The following is a 14,692-nucleotide window of genomic DNA, read 5'->3' on the forward strand; positions in this document are numbered from 1 at the left end:
CAGCATGTGGACGGCGATTGCGTCGGCTCTGCGGCGAAACCTGCGGATATGCTGCGGCGTACGCGATCTCCGGGTCGCCGCGCTTGCGGAATTGTGCGACCCGGCGGCGCGGCGAAGGAATGGCGTCGCTTAGCCGCCAAAACTCCCGATCTGGGTCGGCACGTGCACGTAGTTGCGGTCGAAATAGAGCAGCGCATTACCGTCGCTGCGCGAGCGGATGCCGACGACCCGGCCGATCAGGATATGGTGCGTTCCCAGAAGCCGCGCTTCGGCCAGCTCACAGTCGAGCGAGACGATCGCATCCTTGACGGCGAAGCTGCCGGATTGCATCTCCACCCAATCGGCCGCCGCATAACGCGCCGCCATATCCTGTGTTGCGCCGGCGAAATGGCCGGCGAGATCTCGGTGATCGTGGCTGAGCACATTGACGCAGAAGCGGCGGTTCTCGATGAACAGACCGCATTGGGCCGAGTTGCGGTTCATGCAGACGAGCAGCGTCGGCGGCTCGTCGGTCACCGAGCACATGGCGGTGGCGGTGAACCCGCCGCGCCCGGCGGGTCCGTTTGTGGTGATGACATTGACCGGCGCGCAGACCCGCGCCATGGCGTTGCGAAACTCGGTCTTCGAGACGAGCGGTTCCATGGCGCACCTCATTCGGCTGCGTTGCGCAGAGATTGGCCGTCTTCGAGCGGCGGCAGCCAGGTGTTCCCGGTCCAGCCGTTCTCGTCATAGTCAGCCATGCACTGGTCGACCAGCGCTTCCATCTCCTTCAGCCGGCCGCCGCGCTCGGCCCCTTTGAGCACCTGCAGCCGCACTTCCTCCGGTGCGCCGGCATAGTTCAGCTCATAAAGGGCATGGCGCCCGCCGAACTCCGTGCCGGTCGCATCCCAGAGCAGCTTCATGATCTTGATGCGTTCGATGTGCCCCATGTCGTTGGAGCCACGGACATATTGCGCCAGGTAACGATCGATCTCCGGATTGCCGAAGTCGCGCGCCGAAGACGGCAGGTAGATAAGCCCCGAGGCAACGACCTTGCGGATGGTCTCGACGACACGCGGATAGGCCTCCGACATGAAGGTGCGATAGGAAAGGGCCGCTTCGAGATTGGGGAGAACGGCGCCATCGGCCCAGGGGATCGGGTTGTGCGCCATGGCATTGGAGAAGCTCCAGAACATGTGGCGAAGGGCGATCACTTCGCCGAGCGCTGCCTGGTTGCCGCGGAACGCATCGCCGCCGGTCGCCCTCAGCGCCTTGGCAAGCAGGCCCGCCAGGAAGTCGAGCTTGACGGCAAAGCGGGTGCAGCCCTGGAAGCAATAGCCATGCATGAAGCCGGAAGCCGGGTGGAAGGAGAGGATCTTGGCGGCATCGCGCAGCACCAGCACGTCCTCCCAGGGCACGAAGACATTGTCGAGCACCAGGATCGCGTCGTTCTCGTCGAAGCGCGACGACAGCGGATAGTCGAAGGGGTGGCCGACGGTGTTGGCGGTCTGTTCGTAGGAAACGCGGCAGAACATCTTGATGCCGGGCGCATTCATCGGGACGATGAACATCACTGAAAGAGAGGGATCCTCCGTCACAGTCGCCGAGCTCTGGGCGAGGAAATTATAGTGCGTCAGCGCCGAGGAGGTCGCGACCACCTTGGCTCCGGAGACGTAGATGCCGGCGTCCGTTTCCTTGGTGATGTGGACGAAGACGTCCTTGACCGCGTCGGCCGGCTTGTGCCTGTCGATCGGCGGATTGACGATCGCGTGGTTCATGAAGAGAGCAGCTTCCTGGGCGCGTTTATGCCAGGCGAGCGCATTGTCCTTGAAGGGGCCGTACCAGTTGGCGTTGGCGCCGAGTGTGTTCATCAGCGCCGCCTTGTAATCGGCGGTCCGCCCCATCCAGCCATAGGACATGCGCGCCCATTCGGCGATCGCGCCCTGTTGGGCGGCTAGGTCAGCGGAGGAGCGGGCGACACGGAAGTATTTGTGGGTGTAGCCGCCGGAGCCGGTGTCGGTCGGTGAGGTCAGGATCTCTTTCTTCGCCGGGTCGTGCAGCGCGTCGTAGAGCCTTGCGAGCGACCGGGCGGAGTTGCGCATGGCCGGGTGGCTGGTGACGTCGTGCACGCGCTCGCCGTTGATATAGACCTCGCGGCCGTCGCGCAGGCTATCCAGATATTCGGCGCCGGTGAAGGGCCGCGTCCGGTCGGCGCGGAAATCCTCTGCTCTCATTTTCTCCTCCTTGAGTTTCGTCAAGGCTAGGCGTTGAAATCGTCAGCCGCCATGGACAGAATGGCAAAATGGCTTGGACTTTTTCGGGTGAGGCATGAGCAGCAGCATTCCCAGTTTCTTCGTCTACGGCGAGCCGGAGCAGCAGCTCGAACCAGGGTTCTTTCATGTCGAGACCGTGATGGCACGGCGCGGCCTGCATCAGGGGCAGGTCAAGGCGCATAAACACGACCAGATGGGGCAGATCACCTTCTGGCTCAGCGGCCGCGGGACCTACTTTATCGATGACAGGCCATTGGACTTTTCTGCACCGGCCGTCAGCTTCGTGCCGAGCGGCATCGTGCACGGTTTTTCTGTCGATCCGGAGACGAGCGATGCCATCGTCGTTTCGGTCGCCGACGGTGCGCTGCTTTCGATACGGGAGAATACGATGCTCCCGCTCGATCGGCCGACGATGATCCGTGGCGAGGCTGAGGCCAGGGGCTGGCGCCGGCTTGCCGAACTGCTCGATATCATCGCCGATGAATACGCCGGCGGTGCCGCCGGCGCCCAACAGATGCTTGCCTCGCTCGTCGCTGCCGCGTTGACCCAGATCGCCCGCCTGGCATCCGCCACGCCGGCCGGCCAGCCGACGCAAGCGGCGCTGGCCACGGAACTGCGTCGGCTTGTCGATCTGCATTTCCGGGAAAACTGGAGCGTCGGGCACTATACCGACGCACTGGCGACGACGCCGCATCTGATCGCCAAGGCGAGCCGGGAAGCGTTCGGCATGCAGGTCAAGGAACTGATCAACGAGCGCCGCCTGCTCGAGGCCAAGCGGCTATTGCTCTTCACCGTTCGGCCGCTGGAAGACATCGCCTACGAGATCGGCTTTGCCGATGCGGCCTATTTCTCACGTTTCTTCCGGCAGCGCGTGGGGGAAGCGCCCAGCGACTGGCGCCGGGCGCGCGCGAGTACATCCGGAGCCGGCTAAGTCACTGGCCCCGAGAGCTCAGGCGGCTGGCTATCGGCCATAGGCCCGCATCACCTCCATCAGTGGCTCATGCCGGATCGCCTGGATCTTGAAGCGATCATGGGGTGTGCCACCGGAATCCTCGGCTGCGATCATCGCGTTGACAACCGCCTCCTCGACGCTGTCGACCGTCGCCAAATAGACAGGGTCGAGAAGTTCATCGTTGACGATCTCCAGCGACAGGCGCGGCGGTGCCTTGTGCGCCATCGGCTGGGTATTGGCGGTGGAGAAGGCAAGAAAGATGTCGCCGGAATTGTTGCCGCCGGGCGTGCCGTTGCGGCCGATGCCGATCGCTGCGCGGCGCGCCAAGCGCTTCAACTGATGCGGCGCCATCGGCAGGTCGGTGGCGATGATGACGATGATCGAGCCGCGCTCCTGCATCTGGCTTTGCGGCGTGCCGTCGCGCATGTGCTCGCCGACCGGAACTCCGCAGATCGTCAGCCAGTCGCGCTGGCCGTGATTGGCCTGGACAAGCGTGCCGATCGTGTAGTCGCGGCCGCCGAACTCGACGACTCGCGAGGCGGTGCCGGTGCCGCCCTTGAAGCCATAGGCGATCATGCCGGTGCCGCCGCCGCAATTGCCCTCCTCAACCGGGCCTGATGTGGCGCTGTCGAGAGCTGCGTGCACATCGGCTTCGGTGATCGGCTGGCCGTTGATGTCGTTCAAGACACCGTCATAGGTCTCGGCGACCACCGGCATCAGCCAGAGAAAATTGTCGCTGTCATAGGTCGATTTGTAGCGCTCCAGCATCCATTGAACGGTGGCGTGGTGCGTCATCCCGACCGCGTGGGTGTTGGTAATCATGACCGGTCCCAGGAAGAAACCACCGTCCTCGATCCAGTGGGTGCCGGTCATCTCGCCGTTACCGTTGAAGCGGTGCACGCCGGCATAGACGGGAACGGGCGTCGCCGAGCCGGCATGCGGCAGGATGGCGGTAACACCAGTGCGCACCGGGCGCTTGCGGCCCGGGCGAGGGATCTCTTCCGCAATGGTGCGGAAGCCGACGGTTATGCCTTCGACATCGGTGATGGCGTTGAAGCGGCCGGTGCGGCCGGAAAAGGGCAGGCCGATATCGCGGGCGCGAGCGGAGGAAGGCGTAGAGGTCTTGTCGTTCATGATCATTTCTGCCGGGAGCGAAGGTAAAGGCCGAGCGAGGCGACGACGAAGGAGAAGGAGAGCATCATCACCGCAATGGCGTTGATCTCCGGTTTGATGCCGCGCCGAAGCATGGAGAAGATGAACATCGGCAGCGTGGTGACGTCGACGCCGGCGATGAAATAGGTGATGACGAGATCGTCCATCGAGATGATGAAGGCGAGCAGTGCCCCGCCGACGATCGCCGGAAACAGTTGCGGCAGCACCACCCGGCGAAAGGTCATCCACTCATTGGCGCCGAGATCGGCGGATGCGTGTTCCAGCGTCCTATCCATGCCGGCAAGGCGCGCCGAAACGACGATGAAGACGTAGGAAATCAGGAAGGTGCACTGGCCGATGATGATCGTCGTCAGGCCGAGCCGGATGCCGGAATTGACGAAGAAGATCAGAAGCGCAATGCCGAGTACGATATCCGGCATCAGCATCGGCATGAACATCACCACCCGGTAGAAGCGCTGGCCGACGAACTCGAAGCGGTAGAGCGCAATCGCGATCGCGGTGCCGCATACCGTGGCGATCGCGGTCGTCGAGGCGGCGATGACAAGGCTGTTCCACACCGCCTGGAGCAATTGCCCCGTCGATTCGATATAGAGCGCGCTTTCGGAGACCTTGGTCTTGAAGCCGAGAACCTGGGCGTACCATTCGGTGGTAAATCCGGTCCAGGTCATCATGTTCACCGGGTTGGCGTTGAACGAATAGACGGCGATGACGACAAGCGGAATGTAGATGAAGGCGAAGAAGAGGCCGGTATAGACAAGCAGTCCGCCGGCAAAGAGGGATCGAGCAATCTTCATGGCTCACCTCACTGTGCCAGCGCCGCGGCGGCGCTGCGCCGGCCGGAAAGCACCACATGGGCGACCATCATGATCAGCATGACGCTCATCACCATCATCGCCAGTGCTGCACCGAAGGGCCAGTTGCGGGCGGCCAGAAACTGCTGCTCGATCAGGTTGCCGAACATCATCACCTTGGCGCCGCCAAGCACCGCCGGCACGACGAAGTTGCCGAGCGCCGGGATGAAGACGATGACGGCGCCGCCGGCAATGCCCGGGGCCGTCAGTGGCAGGATGATGCGCCAGAAGGTGCGCAGCGGGCCGGCGCCGAGATCGAGCGAGGCGCGCACCAGCGTCCAGTCGAGCTTCTCGACGCTGGCATAGACGGGCATGAACATGAAGGGAATGAACACGTAGGTCATGCCGAGGATGATCGCGCCCTTGGTGTAGATCAGGTCGAGCGGCCGTTCGATCAGCCCTGAGGACAACAGCACTTCGTTGACGAGGCCGGTCTGGCGCAGGATCAGCACCCAGACGAAGAGGCGCACGATCAGGCTGGTGAAGAAGGGCAGCGTGATCAGGAACAGGCAGAAATTCTTCCAGCGCTCGGAAAGTCGGGCGATGCAGAAGGCGGCGGGATAGCAGACGAGCAGGGTCGCAAGCACCGTCAGCGCCGCGATCTCGACCGAGCGCAGGAAGATCGCGATGTAGATCGGATCGAACTCCTCGAACATCGGATCGGCAAAACCGAGGATGCGGCCGAAATTGTGCGGATAGAAGGTCCACTCCACCCCGCCATAAAGGCCGGGCGCGAGGAAGCTGGTCACGACCATGATCGCCAGCGGCCCGAGGAAGAAGACGGCGAGAAAGGCCGTGACGGGTCCGAGCAGGAGCCCAAGTTGAACGCGGCGGCGGCTGGCGATCGACATCTCAGGCACCTGCGCTTTCGCTAATCAGGTGCACGGCGGCCGGATCATAGGCAAGCCGCGCCTTTCGGGTCCGCTCGACCGTACCGACGAGGCCGCGCCGGTTGGCCGGAACCTCGGCCACGACCTTGCGACCCTCGGCGGTTCGGCCGAAGAGCTCGAAGGTGGAGCCGACGAAAACGATCTGGTCGAGATCGACGTCGATCGTCGGGAAGGGCGCGTTGTCCTCGGCAAGGAAGAACTGTTCCGGCCGGATCAGCGCCGTCGCCTTCGTCGAGATTTTCTTATCGCAGGGTTGGTGGCGGATCGCCATGCCGTCAGCGGTCATCAGCCGGTCGCCGTCGAGCATGCCCTCGAACAGGTTGCTCGCGCCAATGAAGGTAGCGACGAAGGTGTTCACGGGGTGGTCGTAGATCGCCCGCGGCGTATCGAGCTGCTGGATGCGGCCGCCGGAAAGTACCGCGACGCGGTCCGACATCGTCAGCGCTTCCTGCTGGTCGTGGGTGACGAAGATGAAGGAGATGCCGAGCTCGTTCTGCAGCGTCTTCAGCTCGATCTGCATCGCCTGGCGCAGGTTCTTGTCGAGCGCCGAGAGCGGCTCGTCGAGCAGGAGCAGTTTCGGCCGGGCGATGATCGCGCGGGCCAGCGCCACGCGCTGTTGCTGGCCACCGGAAAGCTGGCGTGGCTTGCGCCCTTCCATGCCTTCGAGCCCGACCATCTTCAGCGCGGACGCAACCTTTTCCCGCCGCAGCGGCTTGGCGATGCCGGCGACCTCCAGCGAATAGGCGACGTTTTCGCCGACCGTCATGTGCGGAAACAAGGCGTAGTTCTGGAAGACGGTGTTGACCGGGCGGCGATAGGGCGGCCGCTCGGTCATGTCTTCGCCGTCGATCAGGATCGAGCCTTGGTCGAGTTCGACGAAGCCGCTGATCGCCTGAAGCAACGTGGTCTTGCCGCAACCGGACGGGCCGAGCAAGGTCAGGAACTCGTTGCGGCGAACATCGAGATCGATGCGGTCGAGTGCGGTCACGGTGCCGCCTTCCGGAGTGGTGAAGGCCTTGCTCGCCTCCACCAGCCGGACGATGGAATTCTGCATACTTCTGTTCCCCAAAATGTTATGCAAATAACGCTTGTGCGTTTTCGATATATGGATACCATTTGCCTATCGGAGTCAACGGCCGCGAGAAGCCGTGATCCGGAAGTGGCCTGCAAGGGCCGCTGAGGGCCGTCCGGCCATCAACCTTCAGAGGAGACTATCGATGACAATGACACATGGGGTGGCCCGTCAAGGCAAGAAGCCGTTTGCCGCCCGTGCACGCAGTATGGCGCTGTCGCTGGCGACGCTGGCAGCCCTGTTCGGCCCTGCCGAAGCGGCCGAACTCAACATTTACAACTGGGGCGAATACATCAATCCGGCCGTCCTCAAGAAGTTCGAGGAAGAGACCCGGATCAAGGTGAACCTCTCGACCTACTCTTCGAACGAGGAGATGCTGGCGAAGATCCAGGGCGGCGCCACCGGCTATGACATCGTCTTCCCGTCGGTGCACATGCAGGACATCATGGCCAAGCTCGACCTGCTCGAGAAGACCGACATCAACGCCTATGAGGGTTTCAAGAACATCGACCCGACCTTCCTGCGCGCCAAGAGCGACCCGAAGGGCGAATATTGCCTGCCCTACGCCTTCGGCTCGGTCGGCATCCTCTATAACCGCAAGCTGCTCGGCAAGGACGTGACCGGCTGGCGCGACCTGATCGAGACGGTGAAGGCCAAGGGGTTGAAGTTCACGCTGCTCGACGACATGCGCGAGGTGCTGTCGGTCGGCCTCATCCTCAATGGTCACAAGGTCAACTCGACCGATCCGGCCGAACTGCAGCAGGCGGCCGATACGATCATCGCGATGAAGCCCGAAGTTGCCGCCTTTACCTATGATACCCGCCCGATGGTCGCCGCCGGCGACGTGGCGGCTGGGCATTTCTTCGTCGGCTCGATGGTCGACGTCTTCGGCAATCCAAAAGACCTTGGTTACGTGATCCCCGAGGAGGGGGCGACGATGTACCAGGAGGATATCTGCGTCCTGAAGACGGCTCCGAACAAGGAGAACGCCATCAAGTTCCTGCAGTTCTATACAAGGCCGGAAGTGGCCGCGCTCAACATCGAACAGCAGACCAACGGCACGGCCAACGTGCCGGCGCGGCAATTGACGCCCGAGCAGATCAAGAACAGCAAGGAAATCAACCCGCCGCCGGAAACCATGCAGAAGCTGCAGATCTTCGAAGATCTTGGCCCCGGCGTGCGCCAGCTTGATCGGGTCTGGACGAAAGTGAAGACGGCCCAATAGACGCGAGACGATGACAGGAGCGGATGCGGCGTTGTTGCCCGGCATCCGCTCCCAAGGCATGTTTCCTTACCCGCTGGCTGAGGATAAACATGCAACGACGTGCTCCAGCCGCCATTGTCCGTCTGGCAACACGACTGGTTCTGTAAAATGGGAGGGGACGTGGCACAGCGCATCCTGAAGCTGCTGCGCAGCGACGAGATGAGACGCTCGAAGTCGGACAAGCTCATCGCCAACTATATCGAGCGCAATCTCTCCGACATCCCGTTCGAGACGGCGCGCTCGATCGCGACCCGGCTTGAGGTGTCGCCGATGACCGTCGGGCGCTATCTCCGGCGTTTGGGCTTCGACGGCCTCGACGAGCTGAAGCATGCGCTGAGGCGCGACGGCTCCAACAATCCTGCCTGGCAGGTCAAGGGCTCGGTCGGCCGGCTTAGGGAGGACAACCGCGAGGGCAAGCTGCTCGCCGGCCTGATCCAGCAGCAGGTCGACAATCTCGGCATGATCTACGAGCTGACGACCGCGCCGGAATGGCAGCAGACCATCGATGCCCTGATTTCCGCCAGCGAAGTTTATGTCGCGGCCTACCAGAACGTTCGCGGCATCGCGCAATATTTCGCCAGCCAGCTTTCCTACACCCGGCCGCGGGTGCAGTTCGTCGATGGCCTCAACGGCACTTATGCCGAACTGCTCGACGGTTCGGTCGAGGGGCGGGTGCTGTTCCTGCACGATGTTCGCCGCTTTGCCGCCAAGGCGCGGCCGCTCGCCGAGGAAGCCCGCCGCGCCGGCGTCAAGGTCATCCTTTATACCGACGAGTTTTGCCCTTGGGCGCCCGAAGTCTCCGACATCTGCCTCGTCGTTCCGGGCTCGCACGGCCCGCTCTGGGATGGTGCCGCCACCACGGTCGCGGTGATGGACCTGCTTTTGAGCAACATCATCGTCGTGCTCGGCGACGAGGTCGGCGAACGCGTCGCCCAGCTGACGCGGCTGCAGAACGTCTTCGGCGACTTCGAGGACTGAGGCGCCGCGTTCAGCCCCGAGCCGCCTGCGGGATGTAATCCCGGGCAATGTCGATCGAGGCCGGTCGACCACCGAGGAAGAGTTCACCGATGCGTGGTGCCGTCTTCGCGATGACCTTGCCAGCCTTGATGACGAACAGCCGGTTCGGTTTCAGTCGCAATGCCTCGTTGACATCGGCCGCCTGCAACAGGATGAGATCGGCCTTGCAGCCGACGTCGAGCCCGTAGCCTTCAAGGCCCATGGTCTTCGCCGAATTCACGGTGATCGCGTCGAAGATTTTGCGCTTGTCCTCGATGCCGCCCATCTGCGTCACGTGGATGGCCATATGGGCGACCTCCAGCATGTCGCCCGATCCCATCGAGTACCAGGGGTCCATGACACAGTCGTGCCCGAAGGACACGTTGAGACCGTCCGCCATCAGTTCGCGTACCCGGGTCATGCCGCGGCGCTTCGGATAGGTGTCGTGGCGGCCCTGCAGCATGATGTTGATCAGCGGATTGGGGATGACGTTGATTTCGGCCTCCGCCATCAGCGGGATGAGCTTGGAGACGAAATAGTTGTCCATCGAGTGCATCGAGGTCAGATGCGATCCGGCGACGCGTCCCTGAAGCCCGAAGCGCACGGTTTCGGCCGCCAGCGTCTCGATGTGCCGCGATAAAGGGTCGTCGGTCTCGTCGCAATGCATGTCGACGGGCAGGCCGCGCTCGGCAGCGATCCGGCAGAGCGCTTCCACCGAGCGCGTGCCGTCCTCCATCGTGCGCTCGAAATGCGGGATGCCGCCGACGATGTCGACGCCCATGTCGAGCGCTCGCTCAAGAGATGCCACGCCGTCGGGCGCGCGAAAATAGCCGTCCTGCGGGAAGGCGACGAGCTGCAGGTCGATATAGGGCGCGACCCTTTCCTTGACCTCCAGCAGCGCCTCGGCGGTGACCAGCCTTGGATCGGACGTGTCCACATGGCTGCGGATGGCGAGCAACCCTTGGCTGACGGCGAGATCGCAATAGCGCAGCGCCCGATCGACCAGTGCCTCCTTCGTCAGGGACGGGCGCAGTTCGCCCCAGAGCGCAATGCCCTCGAGCAGCGTGCCGGAGACGTTCATGCGCGGCAGGCCGAGCGAAAGCGTTGCGTCCATATGGAAATGCGGATCGCAGAAGGGTGGGCTCAGCAACCGGCCGGTGGCGTCGATCTCCTCGCCTGATGTTGCGGCGAGGCGCGGCTCGATTGCGGCGATCTTTCCGCCCGCAACACCAACGTCGATTCCCTCGCGTCCGTCGGGAAGGTTGGCGTTGCGGATGATCAGGTCGAACATGGCTGGTGCCTCCCGGTGTGGCGGTGATCAGGTTTCCGCCGCAGCCGCAGGCGACTGGAGAATCCCGAGCATGCCAGCAATAGCATCTGGCAGCACTTCCCGGTCAAGCGCTGTCGGCTAAGGATCGACCGCTGCGGTCATGCCGCTCCGTAGCTGCGCCAGAGAACATAGAGGCTGACGGAAAAGATGATAGCACGGAAAATCTGGGTCAGCGTGTCGCGCTGGGTTGCAAGCCGGGTGGAAACGATGGTGCCGATCACACCGCCGGCGATGCCGCCGGCGATGAAGTAGCCGGCGATGCGCCAGTCCACCAACCCCGAGGCTGCGTAGTTGATCGCCGTGGTCAGGCCGAAGGTACCGACGGCGAGAAGCGAGGTGCCGACCGCGTTGATCAGCGGCATGCCGGTCGCAAGCAGCAGGCCCGGAACGATCAGGAAGCCGCCGCCGATACCGAAAAAGCCGGAACAGGTGCCGGTCACGAGCGCTGTCAGCCCCGTCTTGCCGTGAGTCCCGATCGACAGCGATTGTGGTGTCGCTGACGTGTCGCACTTCACCTTCTTCATGGCAAAACTGACGAACATCATGACGAGCCCGAACAGGAACAGCAGGCGCTGTCCGTCGATCAACTTGCCGAGGCTGGAGCCGAGGTAGGCGCCGAGCGAGCCGGCGATGGTAAAGACAAGGGCGCAGCGCCACCAGAGATGGCCGCGAAGCGCATGGCTGATGAGGTTGAGATAGGCGTTGGCGGAAACCGCCAGCGCGCCGGTGCCGAGCGCCGTGTGCACGTCGCGAATGCCGACAACATAGATCAGCAGCGGTGTTGCAAGGATCGAGCCGCCGCCGCCGACCAGCCCGAGGGTGAAGCCGGTGAGTGACCCGGAGCCGATCGCGAGCAACATCTGCTGAAAGGGGTCCGCCATGGCGCGCCTCTACCCCCAGACCGAGCCGGGGAGAGCGTCCAGCGGTATCTTCAGGTAGCGCTTGCCGTTCTCCTCTGCCGGCGGCAGCTCGCCGCCGCGAACATTCACCTGCAGCGCGTGCAGGATGAGTTTCGGCATCGGCAGGGTCCGGTCACGCGCCTCGCGCAGATTGACGAAGTCGGCCTCAGACTTGCCGGCGACATGCGGGTTCGTCGCCTTCTGCTCCGCCACCGTGCTTTCCCAGTGCGCCTCGCGGCCGCCGTGGCAGTAGTCGTGGCCGGTGAAGAGGCGTGTCTCGTCCGGAAGCGCCAGGATCGCCTGGATCGAACGCCAGAGGTCGGACGCGCTGCCACCGGGGAAATCGGCGCGGGCCGAGCCGCTGTCAGGCATGAACAGCGTATCGTGAATGAAGGCCGCGTCGCCGATCACGTAAGAGATTGAGGCGAGCGTATGGCCCGGCGAATGCAGGACACGGGCCTTGAGCTCGCCGATCCGAAACGTCTCTCCGTCGGCGAAAAGCCGGTCCCATTGTGAGCCGTCACAGGCGAAGTCCGGCCAGTTGTAGATCGTTTTCCAGATCCGCTGCACGCCCTTCACATGCTCGCCGATTGCAGTCGGCGCGCCGGTCCTAGCCTTGAGGTAACGCGCCGCCGAGAAATGATCGGCATGGGGATGGGTGTCGAGGATCCATTCGACAGTCAAGCCTTTGCCCTCGACATGCGCAAGGATGGCGTCGGCATTCTTCGTAGCGGTCGAGCCCGACTTTTCGTCGAAATCGAGCACCGGATCGATGATCGCGCATTTGCCGGTGGCCGGGTCGGCAACGACGTATTGAATGCTGCCGGTTCGCGCGTCGTAAAAGCCGGTGACGTCAGGCTCAAGCATAGGCGCGCGCCTCTTCGGCCATTTCGCGCGGAAAGAAGATCGCGCGGGCCGGATCGAAATCGTAGTCGGCTTCGAAGGCCGGAGCGTCAGCGGCCAGCTTTGCCACGCAGTCGAGAATGAACTTCACCTTCTCGTCGGAGAGAAGGACGCTGAAGTTCAGCCGGGTGAAGCCGGGCTTCTCGATCTCCTCGCCGGCGAGGATCGCCTGACGGATCTCTTCGGAGTGCTCGGCATCGATCGACAGCAACCGGTGAACATAAGGTCCGGCGCAGGCGCAGCCGCCGCGCGCCTGGATGCCGAAGCGATCGCTGAGCATGCGGGTGACGAGCTGCTGGTGGACGTAGCCGCCCCTTCCGTTCTGGATGCGGAAGGAGAAGATCGGCAGCCGGTCCGGCTCCTGAAGGCCGAGCAGTTCCAACTGCGGCACGGCTTTCCATGCGGCAAATGCCTGCTCGGTCAGCGCGCGGTTACGCTTGCCCATTTCCTCAAGGCCGATAGCGTGCTTGACGATAAAGGCGAGGGCTGTGCGGATGTCGCCGACGACGTTCGGCGTTCCCGCCTCTTCGCGGGCCTCGAGGTTGCCACTGTAGTCGTGGGCATCGGGCGAGACGAATTTCACCGTGCCGCCCCCCGGCCATGTCGGCTTTGCGGTCAGAACGCTGTCGCGGCGAACGATCAGAATGCCGGAGGCGCCCGGGCCGCCGATGAACTTGTGCGGCGAGACGACGATTGCGTCGATTTCGGCGCCGGTTTCCGGCGCCATCGACATTGCCACATAGGGGCCAGCGCCGGCATAGTCCCAGATCATCTTCGCGCCGGCCGTCTTGACCATGCGCGTGATCGTCGCGACGTCGCTGGTGATGCCGGTGATGTTCGAGCCGGCCGACAGCGTGCAGACCGTCAGGTCCCGCGAACCGTCGCCAAGCGCTGTCGCGAGCTCAACAAGGTCCGGACCGCCGGTCGGGCATTCTGCGATCTCGACGATCTCCGCGCCGCTTTCGCGCCAGGGCAGGATGTTGGAGTGATGCTCGTAGGGGCCGATGATAACCCGGACGTTCTTGCCCGCGGCAACGGCCTCGGTGATGCCGAACAGATTGACCAGCCGGTTGATGCCCGAGGTCGCGCCGGAGCCTGTAAAGATCACGGCATGGTCGGCGGTCGCACCGCAGAATTCGCCGATCAGTGCCCGTGCTTCCCGCCTCATCCGGGTCATGAAGCCCCCGCAATAGGAGGCTTCAGTGTGGCTGTTGGCGTAGAAGGGCAGAACCTCTTCGAGCACGAAGTCTTCGATCACGCGCAGAGCGCGGCCGGAGGCGACATAGTCGGCATAGACCAGCTCCCTCGTACCGTAAGGACCGGCAATCTTCGCCTTGGCGCCAACGAGATCGTCACGCAGATCGGCGATCAGGCCGGGCCGGTTCAGAGCCTGACGGAAGCGGGCGATGGGGGAAGGCGCCTCGCAGGGCTGGCGGTGGACGGCGGGCACGATCATCTCGCTTACTCCTCGGAGCGGACATTGACAGCAATTGTAATCCCGTCCAGGGTCGAAAAGTTCACCTCTTTTCTGCAGTTCCGCCAATGGATTGTGTCAAATGATCGAGTCTTCGTTCAAAATCGACGCTTTCGATCTGAACATTCTTACCGCATTGCAAAAAGATTCGTCGTTGTCGCAACGGGATCTTGCCGAGAAGGTCGGCTTGTCGCAAAACGCCTGCTGGCGCAGGCTCCAACGTCTGCAGGCGATCGGTATGATCAAGGGCTCGCACGCGGACATTGATCTTGATGCGCTCGGGCTGGATCTGACCGTGTTCGTGATGATCCGCACGCGCCACCACTCGAAGGAATGGAGTGACGGATTTCGCCAGCATGTCGAGCGGCTGCCGGAAGTAATCGATTTCTATCGCATCGGCGGCGACTGGGATTACCTGATCAAGGTGGTGACGCGGGGCATGCGCGGCTATGACGCCTTCTATCAGAAGCTCATCACCAACTTCGATCTCGCAACCGTCACCGGCTTCTTCTCGATGGAAGCGATCATCAACAATCGGCCGGTGGATTTGAGCCGGCTGAAGTGAGCGGACGCTTTGGGCCAAGCAGGCGCGCGTGGGTCCGATGGGCCATTTCATCAAGGGCCGTGAAACGCAAA

Annotated in this window: 14 protein-coding genes; 4 read left to right on the forward strand and 10 right to left on the reverse strand. The window is 63.1% G+C overall.

What is annotated here, in order from left to right:
* Window positions 1–129: 129 nt before the first annotated feature.
* On the reverse strand, window positions 130–642 hold the full coding sequence (locus MKZ91_RS03295) for a flavin reductase (RefSeq protein WP_336167953.1): 513 nt from the start codon (window positions 640–642) through the stop codon (window positions 130–132).
* A gap of 8 nt (window positions 643–650) precedes the next feature.
* Window positions 651–2,213 carry a 4-hydroxyphenylacetate 3-hydroxylase N-terminal domain-containing protein gene (locus MKZ91_RS03300; protein WP_336167955.1) on the reverse strand — a complete coding sequence of 521 codons (1,563 nt, stop codon included), beginning with the start codon at window positions 2,211–2,213 and terminating at the stop codon, window positions 651–653.
* 94 nt (window positions 2,214–2,307) lie between these two features.
* Between MKZ91_RS03300 and MKZ91_RS03305 the strand changes: the two genes are divergently transcribed.
* Window positions 2,308–3,183: a helix-turn-helix domain-containing protein gene (locus tag MKZ91_RS03305; protein WP_336167957.1), complete on the forward strand. Its 876-nt coding sequence runs from the start codon at window positions 2,308–2,310 to the stop codon at window positions 3,181–3,183.
* A gap of 30 nt (window positions 3,184–3,213) precedes the next feature.
* Here MKZ91_RS03305 and MKZ91_RS03310 read toward each other — a convergent pair whose 3' ends face one another.
* From MKZ91_RS03310 to MKZ91_RS03325, 4 genes are read right to left on the reverse strand one after another with little or no spacing between them, the layout of a single operon-like run.
* A complete protein-coding gene (locus tag MKZ91_RS03310; protein WP_336167958.1) occupies window positions 3,214–4,338 on the reverse strand; it encodes a DmpA family aminopeptidase in 1,125 nt (374 codons plus the stop codon).
* A 2-nt stretch (window positions 4,339–4,340) separates the two neighbouring features.
* Window positions 4,341–5,171, reverse strand: coding sequence for an ABC transporter permease (locus tag MKZ91_RS03315; protein ID WP_336167960.1), 831 nt, complete (start codon window positions 5,169–5,171; stop codon window positions 4,341–4,343).
* 8 nt (window positions 5,172–5,179) lie between these two features.
* A complete protein-coding gene (locus tag MKZ91_RS03320) occupies window positions 5,180–6,079 on the reverse strand; it encodes an ABC transporter permease (protein ID WP_336167961.1) in 900 nt (299 codons plus the stop codon).
* 1 nt (window position 6,080) lies between these two features.
* Window positions 6,081–7,172, reverse strand: coding sequence for an ABC transporter ATP-binding protein (locus tag MKZ91_RS03325; protein ID WP_336167964.1), 1,092 nt, complete (start codon window positions 7,170–7,172; stop codon window positions 6,081–6,083).
* Between the two features lie 226 nt (window positions 7,173–7,398).
* On the opposite strand from MKZ91_RS03325, the gene MKZ91_RS03330 reads away from it, so the two are divergent.
* The gene (locus tag MKZ91_RS03330) at window positions 7,399–8,415 is read left to right on the forward strand and encodes a polyamine ABC transporter substrate-binding protein (protein WP_442892197.1); all 1,017 of its coding nucleotides are present in this window, start codon (window positions 7,399–7,401) and stop codon (window positions 8,413–8,415) included.
* 159 nt (window positions 8,416–8,574) lie between these two features.
* The gene (locus tag MKZ91_RS03335) at window positions 8,575–9,432 is read left to right on the forward strand and encodes a MurR/RpiR family transcriptional regulator (RefSeq protein ID WP_336167968.1); all 858 of its coding nucleotides are present in this window, start codon (window positions 8,575–8,577) and stop codon (window positions 9,430–9,432) included.
* A gap of 10 nt (window positions 9,433–9,442) precedes the next feature.
* Here the strand turns inward: MKZ91_RS03335 and MKZ91_RS03340 are convergent, their stop codons facing one another.
* The 4 genes from MKZ91_RS03340 to MKZ91_RS03355 form a co-directional block, all read right to left on the reverse strand.
* Complete coding sequence (locus tag MKZ91_RS03340) at window positions 9,443–10,741, reverse strand: amidohydrolase family protein (RefSeq protein WP_336167970.1); 1,299 nt, start codon at window positions 10,739–10,741, stop codon at window positions 9,443–9,445.
* Between the two features lie 137 nt (window positions 10,742–10,878).
* On the reverse strand, window positions 10,879–11,661 hold the full coding sequence (locus MKZ91_RS03345; protein WP_336167972.1) for a sulfite exporter TauE/SafE family protein: 783 nt from the start codon (window positions 11,659–11,661) through the stop codon (window positions 10,879–10,881).
* 9 nt (window positions 11,662–11,670) lie between these two features.
* Complete coding sequence (locus MKZ91_RS03350; RefSeq protein ID WP_336167974.1) at window positions 11,671–12,546, reverse strand: MBL fold metallo-hydrolase; 876 nt, start codon at window positions 12,544–12,546, stop codon at window positions 11,671–11,673.
* Window positions 12,539–14,038 (reverse strand): aminotransferase class V-fold PLP-dependent enzyme, encoded by a 1,500-nt coding sequence (locus MKZ91_RS03355; RefSeq protein WP_336167976.1) that lies wholly within the window; start codon window positions 14,036–14,038, stop codon window positions 12,539–12,541. The genes MKZ91_RS03350 and MKZ91_RS03355 overlap by 8 nt, the downstream gene beginning before the upstream one ends.
* 100 nt (window positions 14,039–14,138) lie before the next feature.
* Between MKZ91_RS03355 and MKZ91_RS03360 the strand changes: the two genes are divergently transcribed.
* Entirely contained in the window at window positions 14,139–14,621 is a 483-nt protein-coding gene (locus tag MKZ91_RS03360) for an Lrp/AsnC family transcriptional regulator (RefSeq protein ID WP_336167978.1), read from the forward strand.
* Window positions 14,622–14,692 lie beyond the last annotated feature (71 nt).

The organism is Ensifer sp. MJa1, from assembly GCF_037026475.1.
Taxonomy (GTDB): Bacteria; Pseudomonadota; Alphaproteobacteria; order Rhizobiales; family Rhizobiaceae; genus Ensifer.

What these genes read in the sequence shown, in the direction of transcription:
- MKZ91_RS03295 (WP_336167953.1), bottom strand. Translation starts at nt 642, where the DNA reads ATGGAACCGCTCGTCTCGAAGACCGAGTTTCGCAACGCCATGGCGCGG.
- MKZ91_RS03300 (WP_336167955.1), bottom strand. Translation starts at nt 2,213, where the DNA reads ATGAGAGCAGAGGATTTCCGCGCCGACCGGACGCGGCCCTTCACCGGC.
- MKZ91_RS03305 (WP_336167957.1), top strand. Translation starts at nt 2,308, where the DNA reads ATGAGCAGCAGCATTCCCAGTTTCTTCGTCTACGGCGAGCCGGAGCAG.
- MKZ91_RS03310 (WP_336167958.1), bottom strand. Translation starts at nt 4,338, where the DNA reads ATGAACGACAAGACCTCTACGCCTTCCTCCGCTCGCGCCCGCGATATC.
- MKZ91_RS03315 (WP_336167960.1), bottom strand. Translation starts at nt 5,171, where the DNA reads ATGAAGATTGCTCGATCCCTCTTTGCCGGCGGACTGCTTGTCTATACC.
- MKZ91_RS03320 (WP_336167961.1), bottom strand. Translation starts at nt 6,079, where the DNA reads ATGTCGATCGCCAGCCGCCGCCGCGTTCAACTTGGGCTCCTGCTCGGA.
- MKZ91_RS03325 (WP_336167964.1), bottom strand. Translation starts at nt 7,172, where the DNA reads ATGCAGAATTCCATCGTCCGGCTGGTGGAGGCGAGCAAGGCCTTCACC.
- MKZ91_RS03330 (WP_442892197.1), top strand. Translation starts at nt 7,399, where the DNA reads ATGGCGCTGTCGCTGGCGACGCTGGCAGCCCTGTTCGGCCCTGCCGAA.
- MKZ91_RS03340 (WP_336167970.1), bottom strand. Translation starts at nt 10,741, where the DNA reads ATGTTCGACCTGATCATCCGCAACGCCAACCTTCCCGACGGACGCGAG.
- MKZ91_RS03345 (WP_336167972.1), bottom strand. Translation starts at nt 11,661, where the DNA reads ATGGCGGACCCCTTTCAGCAGATGTTGCTCGCGATCGGCTCCGGGTCA.
- MKZ91_RS03350 (WP_336167974.1), bottom strand. Translation starts at nt 12,546, where the DNA reads ATGCTTGAGCCTGACGTCACCGGCTTTTACGACGCGCGAACCGGCAGC.
- MKZ91_RS03355 (WP_336167976.1), bottom strand. Translation starts at nt 14,038, where the DNA reads ATGATCGTGCCCGCCGTCCACCGCCAGCCCTGCGAGGCGCCTTCCCCC.
- MKZ91_RS03360 (WP_336167978.1), top strand. Translation starts at nt 14,139, where the DNA reads ATGATCGAGTCTTCGTTCAAAATCGACGCTTTCGATCTGAACATTCTT.